This window comes from Chitinophaga hostae (assembly GCF_018224885.1).
Taxonomy (GTDB): domain Bacteria; phylum Bacteroidota; class Bacteroidia; order Chitinophagales; family Chitinophagaceae; genus Chitinophaga; species Chitinophaga hostae.
Map to the genome: position 1 here is coordinate 145,668 of NZ_JAGTXB010000021.1, position 14,538 is coordinate 160,205.

At 42.0% G+C, this 14,538-nt stretch carries 14 protein-coding genes; 8 read left to right on the forward strand and 6 right to left on the reverse strand.

Features of this window, described 5'->3' with window-relative positions; genetic code table 11:
- Positions 1 to 15: 15 nt before the first annotated feature.
- The gene (locus KE626_RS28815) at positions 16 to 1,002 is read right to left on the reverse strand and encodes a GlxA family transcriptional regulator (protein WP_211976529.1); all 987 of its coding nucleotides are present in this window, start codon (positions 1,000 to 1,002) and stop codon (positions 16 to 18) included.
- A gap of 129 nt (positions 1,003 to 1,131) precedes the next feature.
- On the opposite strand from KE626_RS28815, the gene KE626_RS28820 reads away from it, so the two are divergent.
- Positions 1,132 to 2,310, forward strand: a complete 1,179-nt coding sequence (locus tag KE626_RS28820) for an MFS transporter (protein WP_211976530.1) — start codon at positions 1,132 to 1,134, stop codon at positions 2,308 to 2,310.
- Positions 2,311 to 2,348: 38 nt separating this feature from the next.
- Positions 2,349 to 2,774 (forward strand): SRPBCC family protein, encoded by a 426-nt coding sequence (locus KE626_RS28825; RefSeq protein ID WP_211976531.1) that lies wholly within the window; start codon positions 2,349 to 2,351, stop codon positions 2,772 to 2,774.
- A 94-nt stretch (positions 2,775 to 2,868) separates the two neighbouring features.
- Here the strand turns inward: KE626_RS28825 and KE626_RS28830 are convergent, their stop codons facing one another.
- From KE626_RS28830 to KE626_RS28845, 4 genes are all read right to left on the reverse strand, one after another.
- A complete protein-coding gene (locus KE626_RS28830) occupies positions 2,869 to 4,344 on the reverse strand; it encodes a hypothetical protein (RefSeq protein WP_211976532.1) in 1,476 nt (491 codons plus the stop codon).
- Positions 4,345 to 4,449: 105 nt separating this feature from the next.
- On the reverse strand, positions 4,450 to 6,534 hold the full coding sequence (locus KE626_RS28835) for a hypothetical protein (protein ID WP_211976533.1): 2,085 nt from the start codon (positions 6,532 to 6,534) through the stop codon (positions 4,450 to 4,452).
- A gap of 354 nt (positions 6,535 to 6,888) precedes the next feature.
- Positions 6,889 to 7,542: an NADPH-dependent F420 reductase gene (locus KE626_RS28840; RefSeq protein WP_211976534.1), complete on the reverse strand. Its 654-nt coding sequence runs from the start codon at positions 7,540 to 7,542 to the stop codon at positions 6,889 to 6,891.
- Positions 7,543 to 7,550: 8 nt separating this feature from the next.
- Positions 7,551 to 8,390: an MBL fold metallo-hydrolase gene (locus KE626_RS28845; RefSeq protein ID WP_211976535.1), complete on the reverse strand. Its 840-nt coding sequence runs from the start codon at positions 8,388 to 8,390 to the stop codon at positions 7,551 to 7,553.
- A 105-nt stretch (positions 8,391 to 8,495) separates the two neighbouring features.
- On the opposite strand from KE626_RS28845, the gene KE626_RS28850 reads away from it, so the two are divergent.
- The 5 genes from KE626_RS28850 to KE626_RS28870 all read left to right on the forward strand — a co-directional run bounded on the left by KE626_RS28850 (position 8,496) and on the right by KE626_RS28870 (position 11,727).
- Positions 8,496 to 8,876, forward strand: coding sequence for a winged helix-turn-helix transcriptional regulator (locus KE626_RS28850; protein ID WP_211976536.1), 381 nt, complete (start codon positions 8,496 to 8,498; stop codon positions 8,874 to 8,876).
- A gap of 32 nt (positions 8,877 to 8,908) precedes the next feature.
- On the forward strand, positions 8,909 to 9,607 hold the full coding sequence (locus KE626_RS28855; protein WP_211976537.1) for a hypothetical protein: 699 nt from the start codon (positions 8,909 to 8,911) through the stop codon (positions 9,605 to 9,607).
- 274 nt (positions 9,608 to 9,881) lie between these two features.
- The gene (locus KE626_RS28860) at positions 9,882 to 10,313 is read left to right on the forward strand and encodes a hypothetical protein (RefSeq protein ID WP_211976538.1); all 432 of its coding nucleotides are present in this window, start codon (positions 9,882 to 9,884) and stop codon (positions 10,311 to 10,313) included.
- Positions 10,314 to 11,035: 722 nt separating this feature from the next.
- Positions 11,036 to 11,566 (forward strand): DUF6036 family nucleotidyltransferase, encoded by a 531-nt coding sequence (locus tag KE626_RS28865; RefSeq protein WP_211976539.1) that lies wholly within the window; start codon positions 11,036 to 11,038, stop codon positions 11,564 to 11,566.
- Positions 11,563 to 11,727, forward strand: coding sequence for a hypothetical protein (locus tag KE626_RS28870; RefSeq protein ID WP_211976540.1), 165 nt, complete (start codon positions 11,563 to 11,565; stop codon positions 11,725 to 11,727). The genes KE626_RS28865 and KE626_RS28870 overlap by 4 nt, the downstream gene beginning before the upstream one ends.
- Positions 11,728 to 11,819: 92 nt before the next feature.
- Here KE626_RS28870 and KE626_RS28875 read toward each other — a convergent pair whose 3' ends face one another.
- A complete protein-coding gene (locus KE626_RS28875) occupies positions 11,820 to 13,103 on the reverse strand; it encodes a PIN domain-containing protein (protein ID WP_211976541.1) in 1,284 nt (427 codons plus the stop codon).
- A 473-nt stretch (positions 13,104 to 13,576) separates the two neighbouring features.
- Here KE626_RS28875 and KE626_RS28880 point away from each other — a divergent pair, with 473 nt between their 5' ends.
- Positions 13,577 to 14,530, forward strand: coding sequence for a toprim domain-containing protein (locus tag KE626_RS28880; protein WP_211976542.1), 954 nt, complete (start codon positions 13,577 to 13,579; stop codon positions 14,528 to 14,530).
- Positions 14,531 to 14,538: the final 8 nt, after the last annotated feature.

The following is a 14,538-nucleotide window of genomic DNA, read 5'->3' on the forward strand; positions in this document are numbered from 1 at the left end:
TTGCGGTTTTTTTTGTCAACTTGCCTCTTTGTTATATTTATTCCTGTATTCCAAAGGCGACATACCGGTGATTTTGCGAAAAAGCTCCCGGAATGCCTTTACATCCGAATAGCCTACTTCATACATCACTTCATTGATTGTTTTACGGGTATTTTCAAATGCTTTTTTGGCCCATTCGATCTTGACCCGTTGTGCGTACTCCACTGGCGTATTGCCGGTAGCTTTGATAAATCTGCGGTCAAAATTTCGCCGGCCTACTGCAAACTTTGAAGACAGGTCCTCCACGGAGATCTTTTCATCCGGTTTGCTTTCAATATATAACTGCGCTTCTTTTACCATTTCATCGTCATGCAATTTCTGTCCGGTAAAGATGATGAAGGCCGACTGTCTTTGGCGGTCTATTTCCACCTGCAGAATTTTGGAACAATAAATAGCTGTTTGTCTGTCGTAGTATTTCTCCACGAGATAGATAGCCAGGTTAAGGAAAGAATAACCGCCGCCATTGGTATAAATGCCTTTTTCATCTGTAATCAGGTTCTCTTCTTCCAGGATCACGTTGGGAAATACTGTTCTGAAATTATTCATGGTATGCCAGTGTGTAGAGCATTTTCTCCCGTCCAGTAACCCGGATGATGCCAGCATATATGCACCGGTGCACATACTGGCTACTTCAGCACCATTCCTGTATTGTTTCGCTATCCATTCTGCCAGTAATTTGTTCCCGGGCCTGGCACCCTGAAAATCGTGGACCAGTGCAGGTACGAGGATGAGATCTGTTTTCCTGACCGTTGAAACAGGAGAAAGATGCTTTAACGACAACATGCCATCCTGGAATTCGCTTTCTTCCGAAATACCAGCCAACTCGATTTTAAACAGCTCATCCCTGCCGTTCTCCTTCCAGTACGCATTGGCTGTTGCAAACATCTCATGTGCGCCAACTATACAGGCCACACTGCTTAAGGTGCTTTGCCCATCAGGGACTATTATCGTAAGATGTTTCATCGTTTTCTTCCAAAGTTAACCATTTGTAGTGTCCAAATCAACCCATCATAAAGTCCATATTGCCGACCACCAAAGTCCTTTTTGGAAAATAGTTTTGTACTGAATTATTCAGGCATAAACACTCATCTTATGAAAAGGTCAATTTTCATTTTAGCGCTTGGTGGTTTTGGTATTATTACCACTGAGTTCAGCGTGATCGGTATTTTACCCGTCATTGCAAAAGAATTTCAGATCTCCATTGATACAGCGGGTTGGTTACTGAGCGGCTTTGCACTCACTATCGCGGTCACCGGTCCTTTTACGGTGCTGCTGACATCCCGGATAAACCGGAAATGGCTGATGGCGGGCGCATTATCACTTTTCGTACTATCTAATATTGCTTCGGCGCTTGCACCCAATTTTACGGTGCTGATGATAGCCCGTATTGTACCGGCCCTGATGCATCCCGTGTTCTGGTCGGTAGCTATTGCAGCGGCGTCGCGACAGGTTGCGCCAAAAGATGTGCCGAAGGCAGTGGCTATCATAATGGGAGCGATCAGCATAGGCACTGTATTGGGTGTACCACTTACCACCTATATCGCTGACCTGGTAAACTGGCAGGCTGCTTTTATTGCGGCCGGCGTTATTAACCTCATAGGCCTCTCCGCATTAGTGACATACATTCCTTCCATGCCTGTTACCGGGAAAAGCGCGCCACAGCATCAGATTAGCGCTTTGGCAAACCCTCAGCTATGGGTAAATCTTTTAGCCACCATTATCATGATTTCCGGTATGTTCTCTACCTATGGTTACCTCGCAGCGTTTCTGTCGAAAGTGTCTTTAATGAATGGTAAAGAGATCAGCCTGATGTTGCTTTTGTTCGGAGGTGCCAGTGTTGCAGGAAACTGGCTGGCCGGCGTTCTCCTGAGTAAAAATGTAATGCTTACCACGCGCCTGTTTATTGTTGCCCTTATTGGTGTACACATGCTGGCTTATTTTTTTGGTGGGCACTTTACGCCCATCGCCATTATAATTACACTCTGGGGACTTATTCACACAGGCGGTTTCCTGATCTGTCAAACGCGTATTACTGCAGAAGCACCGGATGCGCCTGAGCTGGCCACCAGCCTGATGGTATCTTTCGGGAATGCAGGTTTTGCGCTGGGCTCTTTCCTGGGTGGTATCATGATCACCCGTTTGGGGATACAACATGTTGTTTGGATGAGTATCCTGCTATTACTGCTAACCCTGGTACTTAGTTTTATATCTATAAAAAAACGTACCGCAGAAACAGCCATGCTCGCGAAAGGAGCCGCTATAGCCGTTTGAATACTGATTAAATCATCATCTCAATAAAACAATTTGTTATGAAAAGTATTTGTCACCGGCTTTTAATCAAAGCCTCACCTGAAAAAATTTACGCTGCATTAACCCTGCAGGAAGGCCTGGCAGGATGGTGGACGCCTGAAACAACCGCGAAACCGGAAACAGGCGGTATTGCGCGGTTTACCTTTGGTCCGGATTACTTTAAAGAAATGAAGATCACTAACCTGGAACCACAAAAAAAGGTAGAATGGGTTTGTATCAAAGCTTATGAGGAATGGATCGATACCACGATCACTTTCGAACTGGACCCAAAAGATAAAGGCACCGTACTGTTCTTTCATCATGATGGCTGGAAAGAATACACACCCGGATATGCTTCGTGCAGCTATGATTGGGCGCTGTTTTTAAGAAGTCTGCGCCTGTTGTGCGAAACAGGAAAGGGAAAGCCCTACCCGGATTTCCAGTAATGCTATTGTGTGTAAAGAAGCCCTCTCAAATAGAAGCCTTACAGCAAAGGGCTGTTGCAAGGCTTCTATTTGCGTAAAAAACTCCTGCAAAAAATCATTTTTTTTTCCTGGTCATCAATGCAGGATATTGGGCCGCAGATATCGCGAAACTAAAATCACCGAAGATATTATTGTTCACTGAGTCGGCCGGAAAAGGTGCAATGGTGCTATACTTATGACAGCTGAAACAGGTGTTGGTAGTTTGCACATAGCTTTCAAGGGTTGTATTGGCAACAATACGGGCCCCGCTCAGCATAGAAGATGTATTTAGCGGAAACGGCGCCTGAATAGGCGTAGTCTTGTCCGGCTGCAGGATCTGCGACCAGATAACATCTACCAGTTGATAATATTGAAAAACAGATTTAGGATAAAATTTCCTGATGTTGTTTTGCATACTATCATTGATGGGCACAGCATCTGCCGGATCAATATTATTTAACCTGGTAACCTGTACTGGTACAGGGCCCGCCTGCGACAGGTAATAGGGCGGCGAAGTATTAGGCGTGCAACCTACTGTGGCGGTACCTCCGCTATTCAGGTTTACCTGGCGGGAAGTACAATTCGCATTAAAAAAGTTATATCCGTATGGCGGCGTTGTTTTACTATTGACATCCGGCACATTATCTACCTGTTCAAAAGTAGCCCATACCCAGGTCGGTTGATTCTGTGTTTTGTGCAGGATGTGCAAACCCACCAAAGCTACATCGGTTTCTCTCAATTTCCCCGTGGCGGAATCAAATACAGTTGCCCTGGAGAGCTTATATCGCTCCCATTTAGGTGAATTGATATTGTCCACTTCCATCCAGGCGGCTTTTACTTCTATAGCACCTACGGTGCCGTTGTATACCCCTTGCGGGAAGTTAAGCGGAATGCCATTTTTAGCCGAGTCATGCTGTGTTACGGCATTATAATAACCGTTCTTGATGACAAAATCATAATAATCCTTGTTCAGCTTGATCTCGTACCATACATTGGTATTATTTTGCGCACCCAGCCAGTTGGGTTTGCCGAACGGTGCTGCCTGATCAGGAAGCAGGCCAAATGTACTATCAACAGCAAACTTGGTGCTGAAAGTTAAAAGTTTCGTTGTAGTGGGGTTCATCAATAACTTTTGTGTTTTAAACCTGGCGGCAAACTGCGGCGAAACAAGCGTTCCCCAGGAAGACGGCTTTGCTCCGCCCGGCGGAAACAGCACATCTATCGGCATATATTTTTCCCAGCCTACAGGTGAAAAATCCCGGGGAGCACCAAAATATGCCGAAGGGTTAACGGACCAGTTCAAGGCAATGAATTCCTGCCAGGCAAAGCAATCCGCCTGGGATTGATTATTAAATGCCGCAAGGTCTCCAGGCACCTGGTTGTTGAATCGGATAACAATATTATAAAGAGAAGAATTAGCGTAACAATTGCAGGTGTTTGTTGACCGTAGCAACTGGCTGTCCCTGTTTTCCGGCTTGAAAGCTGTTATGATGAACTGGGTGAAAAATAATGCCGTGCAGGAAATAAGGAGGATGGTAACGGGTCTGTTCATTTTTGCAGGATTTAAATGAGGTAGTACATATAGTTTGAGAGGCACATATTTACCTATATGTGCCTCTCTCTTTTATCGATCCGACAGGTTGATATTTTGCTTTACTCAGCGCACATCAATGCTGACGATGATGGCTCCTATATTATCCGTTAATCCGGCGCCATACATTCCGGTCAGGTCATCATTGATGCATAATTGTATCTCGCCGCTGAGGTTATAAGGAACAGTAGTACCCATGCCAACCAGGAAAGTTGTATTGCCAACTTTGCCAATAAGTGCGCCTTCATTTTGCCCAAGCATCGTATAACCTTGCTTAGCAGGAATAAAGTTTGGATTACCCGCAGCATTGTAAAGCTGCCCTCCGTTATCCTGCGGGTTAGCAGTCCACAAACCCGCTACATAATTTATGGAAGTCGTATTGGCTGGGGTAATCACCACACCGGTATTTTGCCATGCAATATCGGCCCGTACTGTTACCGGCGATACCATAAACAGCGCCGGCATGGCTGCCTGGCGTTGCTGGCCAACATTAGTGACATATACGCCCTGTTGTCCGGTTTTGGCATTGGCGCCAACGGACACCGTGATATACAACGCGGTGTTAGCGCTGGGTTGACTGTTACCCGGTATAGCGTAGCTGATGTTCTCTTTTACAGCAGTTACGGTTGCCTTAATATTGGGATCATCGAAGGTTACAGCCGGATAGGTAGCCGGTTGGTTTTCCTTCGCGGTGCAGGTGCCCACCACCACTACCATGCTGGCAGATGTAGTGCCAACGTTAATATCAGAAGGCACATACGTGCTGTTACTTAATAATGGTATCGGGTGGTTAACAGGGTTCGGTACATTGATGCTATATAAGGTATCAAAATAGTCCTGGTAAAAGAGTTGAAGCGGTTGCGCAAATGTATTTTCCGGGCTTGTATCACCTACCGGCTCATACCCGCCTGGAGCAGTACCCTGATAGGCACTGGCTACAATCTGCATTTTGAAGGTGAATGCCACCTGGGATCCCCATTTGATAGGTTCGCCTGAAATAGTAATATCGCTTACCGTGTAATTCTTATCGGCGGGCACTTCATATACGGCATGCAGGATAAAATTACCGGGTAAGGTTTTGCCATTCTGATCAGTCAGTGTTTCGCTGCCCCGTTTAATGGTCCAGAAAGAAGCCGCATCAGTACCATCAGGTGTCTGGTAGCTGGAAAAATCCGGCATCTGAATATAGAGTCCTGGCGGATCTGCAAGGGTCAGTACAAACCCTGAGGTAACGAAATTATTTACAGTACCTCCTATGTTAGGATCACTGTTCCGGAACCGCTGACCAAACTGGCCCACGCAAATTAAATTATTGTATTGCGCCGATGGCCACATTGTATTGGTAGTAGCCGGAGGAGGAGGAGGGTTGAAGCGCTGAATAGTGGAAGTAGTGGCTAAACCTATTTCAGTTTGTATGGTGTTGGGAGTACTGGTCAGATGTATAGCGCCTCCCGTAGTGGCACTGGATACCGGTCCGGTGTTCCATTTGTTCAATGGGTTGTACACTGGCTGATTAGTGATGGGATTCACTATACCTGGTACGGAGAGATCCTGCAAAGTAATCTGAGGCTTATTGAGGATAGATTGATACAGTGCCAGTACCTTGTTAGGATCCACTTCCCACAAAGTGTTCCAGTATTCAGGATTTTCACAGGTAAAATCAATGCGTGTAATTTTTCCTGCAGCATTCCGGGTAACTGCCCATTCACAATATTCATCCTGCCAACCTCTGGGACCATAGGGGAAATAGGCAACATTTTCGCCCGTACCACAGGGGTTGTTCGATATCTGTCCGGGCATTGATCCGGTATCAGCCATCTGGTACAACTGATCCTGCGTTGCATTGGGGAAGTTATACTCCAGCCTCCCCGGAAACGCCAGCCATTGAATGCCGGCAGCTTCGCTTGGTGGATTGTTGTCGATGGGATTGAAGTAATTTGTTGTAGGAGGGGTGTTGGTGGAATTCCATGCATTGTTCAGCATTCCCTGTTGGATAAATCCATCCAGGTTGTTACTCCATAAACTGTTCATCATTTTTTGTTTTGCCGGATCAGCAGCAAAATCCTGAATGTTTGCAGGAGTACGGAATTGAAATCCTGAAGCAGCAGAAGGCGCTTTCTTTTCCGGGGCAAGTTTTTCTACACTTTGCATTTTGTTTGGTTTTAAATGGTTATTTAAATTGAGCAAGAGACTAACGCGGGTGTTAGGGTTTTGGTTATTTTGAGATAATGATATAGTAAGGGGTCCCCATTATTAGTTTCAAAGATAGGACATCAGCTAATTAAACCCAAGGGGAAAATACCTTTTTTGTGGAAGATTAATTTCAGTATATTGAGAAATACCCAAACAAAAAACGGAAGCATCCAATATACATATAATTGATATAAAAGCAGGTAACAACTGTATTAGAAAATACATATGTTCGGATACCAAACAAATTTAGTTTGTAAATAATCGGGGCAACAAGAAGCGGCCGTGTCATTTATGACACGGCCGCTTCTTTTATTATGGCCTTACTATCTTAAATCCGAAGAAGGCATTATTATTCAATAAATAAACACTCAACCACACGGGCAGCATCATTTCTGTGCTGCGGGCATGCCGGATATTTCCCAGGTCTATGATATCTGACCATCCAAATTGCCGGAGAATTGCTTCTACCTCTTTTTTTGCCGCAGCATTATTTCCAGCCATTAACATAGTGGCTTCTCCGCCGCATCTTGCAGCGTCAACCATCACATCGCTGGTAACAATATTCAATGTTTTAACTACATGTGTGCCGGGCAATAACTCCTGCAACGCTTCACCCAGTGAATTTGAATTGCATAAAGCGGGGATCAGCGTGGGAGGCATTCCATTTGAGAAGTCGAGCGGATTGCTGATGTCTATCAGTATTTTACCCTCCAGGTTCCCTGCCGCCAGTTTTATCACATCCTGTGAGATATCTCCTTTAGTACAGTTGAAAACAATATCGCCAAAAGCAGCTGCATCTGTAAATGTACCCTGAGAAGCCTTGTCGCCACTACTTTTCACCCAGGCCGCCGCTTTTTCATTATCCGCAGACCTGGCGCCCATTTTTACTTCATATCCCAGGGCTATCAGTTTTGAGGCAATAGTTTTACCTACGGTACCTGTTCCAAAAACTCCAATTTTCTTCATCGTGGTTATTAATTTTTGTGTGATAAGCTTATCAATTCCCGGCCAACGCGGTCTGCAGAAAGTGATACCATAAACTGGCAGCCATAATCCGGGAAGAGGGAAATCATCTTTTGTTCAAAAGCTTTCCGTGTTTCTTCTGTAAAAATTCCGCTGCCCTTTGTTGCTTTTAACACCTCCGCGCAATAGATATTCATGTAATCTTTCTGCTTTGCCATATCGGCAAAATCGCAAACGCCTCCGTGGCCCACGTAATAGTTATTAAATGACTTCAGTACAGGGCTAAGGTTCTCGAGATTAGCTATCCAACGCAGGATGCTGCCATCATTCATATAGGTATGGTTATTCTTGTAGAGCAGATCACCAATGAAAGCGACTTTATTCTCATCTTCCAGTAACCAGATACTGTTGGCATCACAATCTCCTCCGGAACCAATATCCATTACGTGAAAATCCAGTCCTGCAATTTTCACGGTATCTCCGTCATTCACCATTTCATTCGGATAAACCCATTTCGGCACCCACTCATCACCAAACATAGGTCCCCATTGCTCATGCTTTGCGGCTTCTGTATCTTCCATTAGTTTTTTAACAGATGGGAGTGCAAAAATGGGAATGTTCCCTGTTGGCGTAATATTGTAGGTACCTGCAATGTGATCCGGATGCCCATGGGTAAGCAGTACACCTGCTACCGGTTTTCCCAGGTCGTCTGCCATGCGGCGCAGCGCTTTACTGTCGCTCATAGTAAGGGTAGTGTCTATAATAACAAGTTCTTTCGCGGTTTCTGCTATAAATGCGTTTACTTTCAGCATAGGTTCAGCAGAGGTAAATGTGTGGATTCTGGTTTGCATATCAATAAAAAAATTAAATGTACTATATTTTTTACAGTTACAAACTTAATTATAGTATTTTAGTCGGGCAATAGCTGTCAATGTTGACAGTTCAAATTTAACGCTATGGTAATAAATGGAAAACATTTTGCCTACCGGCTAAACGGGGATTTATATCATTGCGCGATGGACATCACGCAAAAATATATCGGTGGAAAATGGAAAAGTGTAGTCCTCTGGTATTTGAAGAACAGCGCACACCGTTTCTCAGAACTAAAGCGGAAAATTCCGGACATTACGGAAAAAATGCTCAGTATCCAGCTAAAAGCGTTGGAAGAAGACGGCCTGATAAAACGGGAAGTCTTTGGATCCAAACCACCGGTACGGGTGGAATATTCACTGACAGATTTTGGAAAATCCCTGGTTCCTGTGCTGAATGCAATAGCTAAATGGGGTCGTGATCTGGGAGATTCAACAGGAGAGATGGTAACAATGGAAGAGGAGTAAGTTTCTGGTGATTTTTATTTATATTAACTGTTATGATAGATTTATCTCATGCTGAGAATCAGATTCGTTGTGTCGCAAATTTCCAGGACCTTATTTCTACAGCATTTAATGGAGAAATAAATGCCATTTGCTGGCCCCGTAAACTAACAGGTGATTTTTCTGAGATTGTTAAAAAGGTAGCGCTGAGCGGAAATATAACGACAATTGAAGAAGAGGAACTTCATGAACTTCAGTTGAGTGAACAAGGGCAACTGGCCCGTGAAATTCTTTTGGATGACCTGAAGGCGTTGAAAGCTCATGGCGCATCGCCAATCCTGAATGTGATCAACTACTATGACCGGGATGACACCTACCCGTTTTTTCCAACCGATGTTTATTCCTTTCATGTAGATCGTTCTCCCATACCAACCGATACTTTTTTATGCACTTACTATGGCGAGTCGAGCGAAATATTACCAAATTCACAAGCTATAAAGAAAGTGCTTATTCCGGAAATACGTGCCGAACTCAAAAAACTATATCATGGAACTGATAAAGGTTTTGAATCATTCTTAAGTGAGCATTTCTTTGACCTGCACTATCAGACCAAACCCGATGCACGCCCAATAAGCTTAGGCCTCGGTCACCTATGGAGGTTGGCGGTTGATCATCCTGAAATCCAGGTTCCGCCTTGTGTTCACCGTGCGCCAAAGGAAAAATCCGGGCAGTATAGGTTGTTGATGATCTGTTGAAGATACATTTCTGTTATCCCTTAACCTTTGACCAGCCCAATAATAAATTTTAATTATTAACAAATTTTTCTTGTACTTTTCATAAACCATGTGAAAAGGGAAGCTATTGCGAAATGTACTGTTTGCTGGTTTCCATAATACCATATTCAGTTTATTGAGAAACAGCCATGTGTTGGTTTTCAACTTTTTTTACCCGTGCTGCTTCATTGCATCAACCCGCAGGGCAGGCTTCCTGGCAGTAAAATTTATTTTTTCACCCTCAAAATGCTATAAAATGACAAACGAAGAAAGTTTAATGCAGTCAACCGGGGAACTGGAGAATGATCCGGATTGCAACATTAACATTAACAACCAAGGTCCTATCAATTATTATTATTCGCCTGATCCTGACAATGTACAGGATGCCAACAATGGTATTTCCCAGTTGACATATGCCAACATCTGGATGGCGCCACCTTTCAGAATGACGGTTGGAACAGTCATGCTGGAAGTGCGGGCAGTACTGGCAGGCAATGGCCGGCAATGGCAGATAAATGCAAATGATACAGGAGGCGTCAGTACTATTGCATCCGTTATTATACAGGGAAATCTGGCTACTGCATCCACCAGGGAAAGACGGGCTTATGTGCTTAGTATGGTAAAGAAAGCAGTGCAACAGAGCCTGGATAATGGACAGGAGATGAATGTAAATGGCCCCTGTAAGTAATGATCTGTTTTACTGTCGTCCTAATTACCATCGGTTTTATCCTATACGGTTTAACAGTAATGGTATATCGCAAACAAAAAGCCCGCTCTTTCCGAGTGGGCTTTTTGTTGTTTGTCCAATCTTTTATTTACGAAGCTTACATTTTCATTTACAATCGAAATTCCCCTGGCTGAAAGGTATCAGTGATTACCCATTTTAACTCAATAACCGTTGCAGGTATAATTGGAATTGGGACTAGAAAAATGTCCTTGTACAGCATTTAGGTTTCCTTTGGGAGTGTAACCATCGGGTGCATAATGAGATCAGAAGAGAAGCAGGAGGTAAGTTTGGCGTCTTCCATGCTGTCGAACGAGGTGAGCTTCCACTGAAAGTGTTTGTGATGTGCGATGAGTGCGGGAAGGCTATACCGGCTATGTAACTATAAGAATGGAAATGTTGGCCTGTCCTACGATAAATGCCCGTACCTCGGATGCAGCTGCAATGTCAACGCCGCAGATCTCAAATGTCTTTAAAACAAAATGGGAACAAATGTGACTAGATCTGTCCATTTGTTCCCATTTATGCACTGTCGGGACAACTGGACACATTTCGAACTTTTTTATTGCGAATCTAATCGAAATACAGCTATTTGGCCCCCCTCACTAACCATAAGTCTATAAAAATCAATACCTTATTTCAAAAATTTGCTTCTCACACAGAGTATACCTAACTTGTAACTATATATGATTTCTTTTTTCGAAAAAATAATAGCGATACTCCATGAACTCAATATCCCATATATGCTTTCAGGTAGTGTGGCGATGAGTTTATATATTGTACCAAGAGCAACAAGGGATTTTGATTTTATCATACATCTTGAATCTAAAGATATCGATCGCTTTATTGCAAATTTTGAAGCTGGGTATTACTGTGATAAAGATGCTATACAAGATGCAATAAATCGCAGAAGCATGTTTAACATTATTGATCATGCCTCTGGTTTTAAAGCGGACTTTGTTGTTTTGAAGTCTGATCCGTTCAGACAAATGGAGTTCAGCAGAAAAGTGCAAATAGATTTTTACGGCCAAGTTGTCTATGTCGTTTCGGTTGAAGATCTGCTTATTTCTAAACTTATATGGATTCAGACTTATCAATCACCGATACAAATGGAGGATATCAAGAATCTGGCTTCGCTCGATAATTTGGATTGGGGCTATATTAAAACATGGATTGACAACTTAAAATTAAACACTTTCAACCTTCTTGAAATATGACTGACACACCCACTCATATAAAACAACTGCAACTTAAAATCTGGCTTTCCAAGTCTCCGATGGAAAGGCTCAAACAGATGATGGAGGATAATACAGCTTTAAATGCGTTTTGGACAGCAACTAAAGAACAAAAGAAAAAGGCACTTAGTACTAACCAATAAAGTGTTATAAATTATGTATGTTCAAATAGATTTCTCCTGTCTCGATAACTTTTCTTCGCTTACGGAAAAGTAAATCTGGTAGACCTAAGTTATTATTCAAATATTTCTAATTCACTACTTTCTGTGATAAATCCTACAAGCATTTGTATAAATTCATTTCTGTATCTTTCAGCATGTCGATTTAAATACTTCAAAACATCACCTACAGATTCCTTATTTTGAACTATGATTATTATTCTAAAGCAATTTAGACCTCCTTCATGAATTTCATGATAAGCCCTCAAATATCTTTCCTGAAGACGAATCGTAAGGCTTCTTACGTCTCTAATCACCATTACATCAATTCCTTCTGTTTTCTCAGAATCCTTTATAATAAAATCTGTAAGCCCTCTTTCAATAATTAAAATTTCTTTCGCCGGCTCACTCTCTTGCAACCAGTTATAAACTAAGTTTTCTGCCAACTTACCAAAAGATTGAAAGTCATAACCATGACTTTGGACATTTATTTCTTTAATCTCAACCTCTTTAACGACCTCTTCCTTCGCACCTAGAATATTCAGCAGCTGTGATAACTTTATAACATGAAATGTTTTTTGGCCTGTAGAGTTCTTAAATTCTGTAATTAGTTCAAATCTTGGATACAAAGATTGATTTTCACTTCTGTATAACCAATCATTTTTTTCATCTCCAGAAATAAACACTACATCTTTTTTTGTCTCTTTAGCAACTTCAAGGATTGTTAACCAGATAATTAAATCTCCAACCCCAAAATCATCTTTAGACTTATCATTAAAGCCAGGTGGAATATTATACTTATTCCTTCTCTCCAATTCTTTAATAATTTCATCTTGTTTTAAACCGAGTTCTTTGATTACCTGAGGTTTAAACAATTCTTTATAAACAGAACTCACAGGATCATTCCAGCGCCACTGTTTGATCTGATCTAAAATCTGATCAATTTTCTTAGCATATTTTGCTTGAATTTTTTGTATTTCCTTCTCGAATAAAACGGCTTCTTTATAGTCATCCAATGATTCCAATAATGGATATTGTCCTGTAGCAGGCTTTTGAATCTTGCTTTTAGTTATGTTTAACTGCTGATAAAGATTCTTTATTTTTTCAGGGCGATTTTTTGCAAATTCTCGAGCTACTTGAGCCGGAATGATTAGTTGATCTTTTTTTATCAGCTTTGAAAAAGCTTTTTTTATTTCTTCGAAGCCTGATGATGTCGTCGTGTATGGCAACAGTAAAACATTCGTATCAACAACAAAAATGCAATCATCAATTATTTCCTCTAATGGTTTAATATCGACATCGAAAATATCAGATGCATTAGGATATATTGAATGATGCAAAAAAATTAGCTCTTTATCCATTATTCTTTATTAAAGATTTTCACTTACACACAATATATAAAATATTATGAGCTATATGATTCCAATCTTTATGAAATATTAGAGCATTGTCCTAATCACGGTAAAAAAGACTTGGCATAATCCTACAACCATACCTCAAACTGCAGAAAGTCAATCAACCAATCATTCATGACCAATTAGCCGGAGCATAATACACCCGCCTTATACTTTGTAATCACGGTGATACATCCGCCGTTTCCAGTCATAATAACCTTGGTTCTGGAGTATATACATAATGAGGTATAACAAACATTTTTCTCCAAAAAAAAGCCCTGCATAAATGCAAAGCTTTTTTTTAAGTCGCCCTCCCTGTACAAATTTCGAACTTATTTTTAATGGATTTAAGACGGCTTGCGAGCATAGCTATTTAATAGCCAATTGCTTGTAAGCCGTTTCTATTGTACATAATTAATGTGAACCTGAAAAACGTGTGTATGAAAAATTTAATGTGTGCAGAGGCTAAACAAATTGATCTTGTTGACTATTTGGCCTCATTGGGTCACCAACCCCAAAAAGTAAGAAATCAAGACTATTGGTATCTCTCCCCGTTGCGGGATGAAAAAACACCATCCTTCAAAGTAAATAGGGCGTTAAACGTCTGGTATGATCATGGAACCGGAAAGGGCGGTAATTTGGTAGACTTTGGAACGCTTTATTTTAATTGTAGTGTTGCCGACTTATTACAACGTTTATCGCAAAACCAACCCGCCCCGGCTTTTTCTTTTCATCCGCCTACCACTTTGGGCAGCCAGCATTCTGTCCCCGCTTTTCTTGCTGGTGAAAAAAAAGATACCCCCGACAGCAAAATTGTTATCCTAGATGCCCACCCGCTTAAAGAAAAATCCCTGCTGGACTACCTGCAAAAAAGATGTATCCCGGTGGAAATTGCCAACCGTTTTTGCAAAGAGGTGGATTTTCTTTTGTACGGGAAGAAGCATACCGTTATCGGCTTCCTAAACAACGCCGGAGGATATGAACTGCGAAGCGAAAATTTTAAAGGTAGCAGTTCCCCTAAAGATACCACTTTGCAAATAGGCAAACACTCAGAAGGTCTTGCAGTTTTCGAAGGCTTTTTTAGCTTCCTGTCTTTTCAAGCTATTAACCGCAGTAAGGAAGCTCCCCTGTCAGATTGTCTTGTACTTAATTCTCTTTCTTTCTTTGAAAAGAGCCGCCCGATAATGGAAGAATACAATCAAGTTCACTTGGTTTTAGACAGAGATACAGCAGGCATTAACAACACACGGAAGGCTTTGGAATGGAATACCGGCAAGCAAGATAAATATATAGACAGAAGCGAGTTTTACAAAGGCTATAAAGATTTAAACGACTGGCTTATTCATCATCACCACAGCCCAAAAGAGAGCCAGCGGATAGGCAAAAGGCTTTGACGTTCGGG

What these genes read in the sequence shown, in the direction of transcription:
- KE626_RS28815 (WP_211976529.1), bottom strand. Translation starts at nt 1,002, where the DNA reads ATGAAACATCTTACGATAATAGTCCCTGATGGGCAAAGCACCTTAAGC.
- KE626_RS28860 (WP_211976538.1), top strand. Translation starts at nt 9,882, where the DNA reads ATGACAAACGAAGAAAGTTTAATGCAGTCAACCGGGGAACTGGAGAAT.
- KE626_RS28875 (WP_211976541.1), bottom strand. Translation starts at nt 13,103, where the DNA reads ATGGATAAAGAGCTAATTTTTTTGCATCATTCAATATATCCTAATGCA.
- KE626_RS28825 (WP_211976531.1), top strand. Translation starts at nt 2,349, where the DNA reads ATGAAAAGTATTTGTCACCGGCTTTTAATCAAAGCCTCACCTGAAAAA.
- KE626_RS28850 (WP_211976536.1), top strand. Translation starts at nt 8,496, where the DNA reads ATGGTAATAAATGGAAAACATTTTGCCTACCGGCTAAACGGGGATTTA.
- KE626_RS28865 (WP_211976539.1), top strand. Translation starts at nt 11,036, where the DNA reads ATGATTTCTTTTTTCGAAAAAATAATAGCGATACTCCATGAACTCAAT.
- KE626_RS28845 (WP_211976535.1), bottom strand. Translation starts at nt 8,390, where the DNA reads ATGCAAACCAGAATCCACACATTTACCTCTGCTGAACCTATGCTGAAA.
- KE626_RS28840 (WP_211976534.1), bottom strand. Translation starts at nt 7,542, where the DNA reads ATGAAGAAAATTGGAGTTTTTGGAACAGGTACCGTAGGTAAAACTATT.
- KE626_RS28835 (WP_211976533.1), bottom strand. Translation starts at nt 6,534, where the DNA reads ATGCAAAGTGTAGAAAAACTTGCCCCGGAAAAGAAAGCGCCTTCTGCT.
- KE626_RS28855 (WP_211976537.1), top strand. Translation starts at nt 8,909, where the DNA reads ATGATAGATTTATCTCATGCTGAGAATCAGATTCGTTGTGTCGCAAAT.
- KE626_RS28870 (WP_211976540.1), top strand. Translation starts at nt 11,563, where the DNA reads ATGACTGACACACCCACTCATATAAAACAACTGCAACTTAAAATCTGG.
- KE626_RS28830 (WP_211976532.1), bottom strand. Translation starts at nt 4,344, where the DNA reads ATGAACAGACCCGTTACCATCCTCCTTATTTCCTGCACGGCATTATTT.
- KE626_RS28820 (WP_211976530.1), top strand. Translation starts at nt 1,132, where the DNA reads ATGAAAAGGTCAATTTTCATTTTAGCGCTTGGTGGTTTTGGTATTATT.
- KE626_RS28880 (WP_211976542.1), top strand. Translation starts at nt 13,577, where the DNA reads ATGAAAAATTTAATGTGTGCAGAGGCTAAACAAATTGATCTTGTTGAC.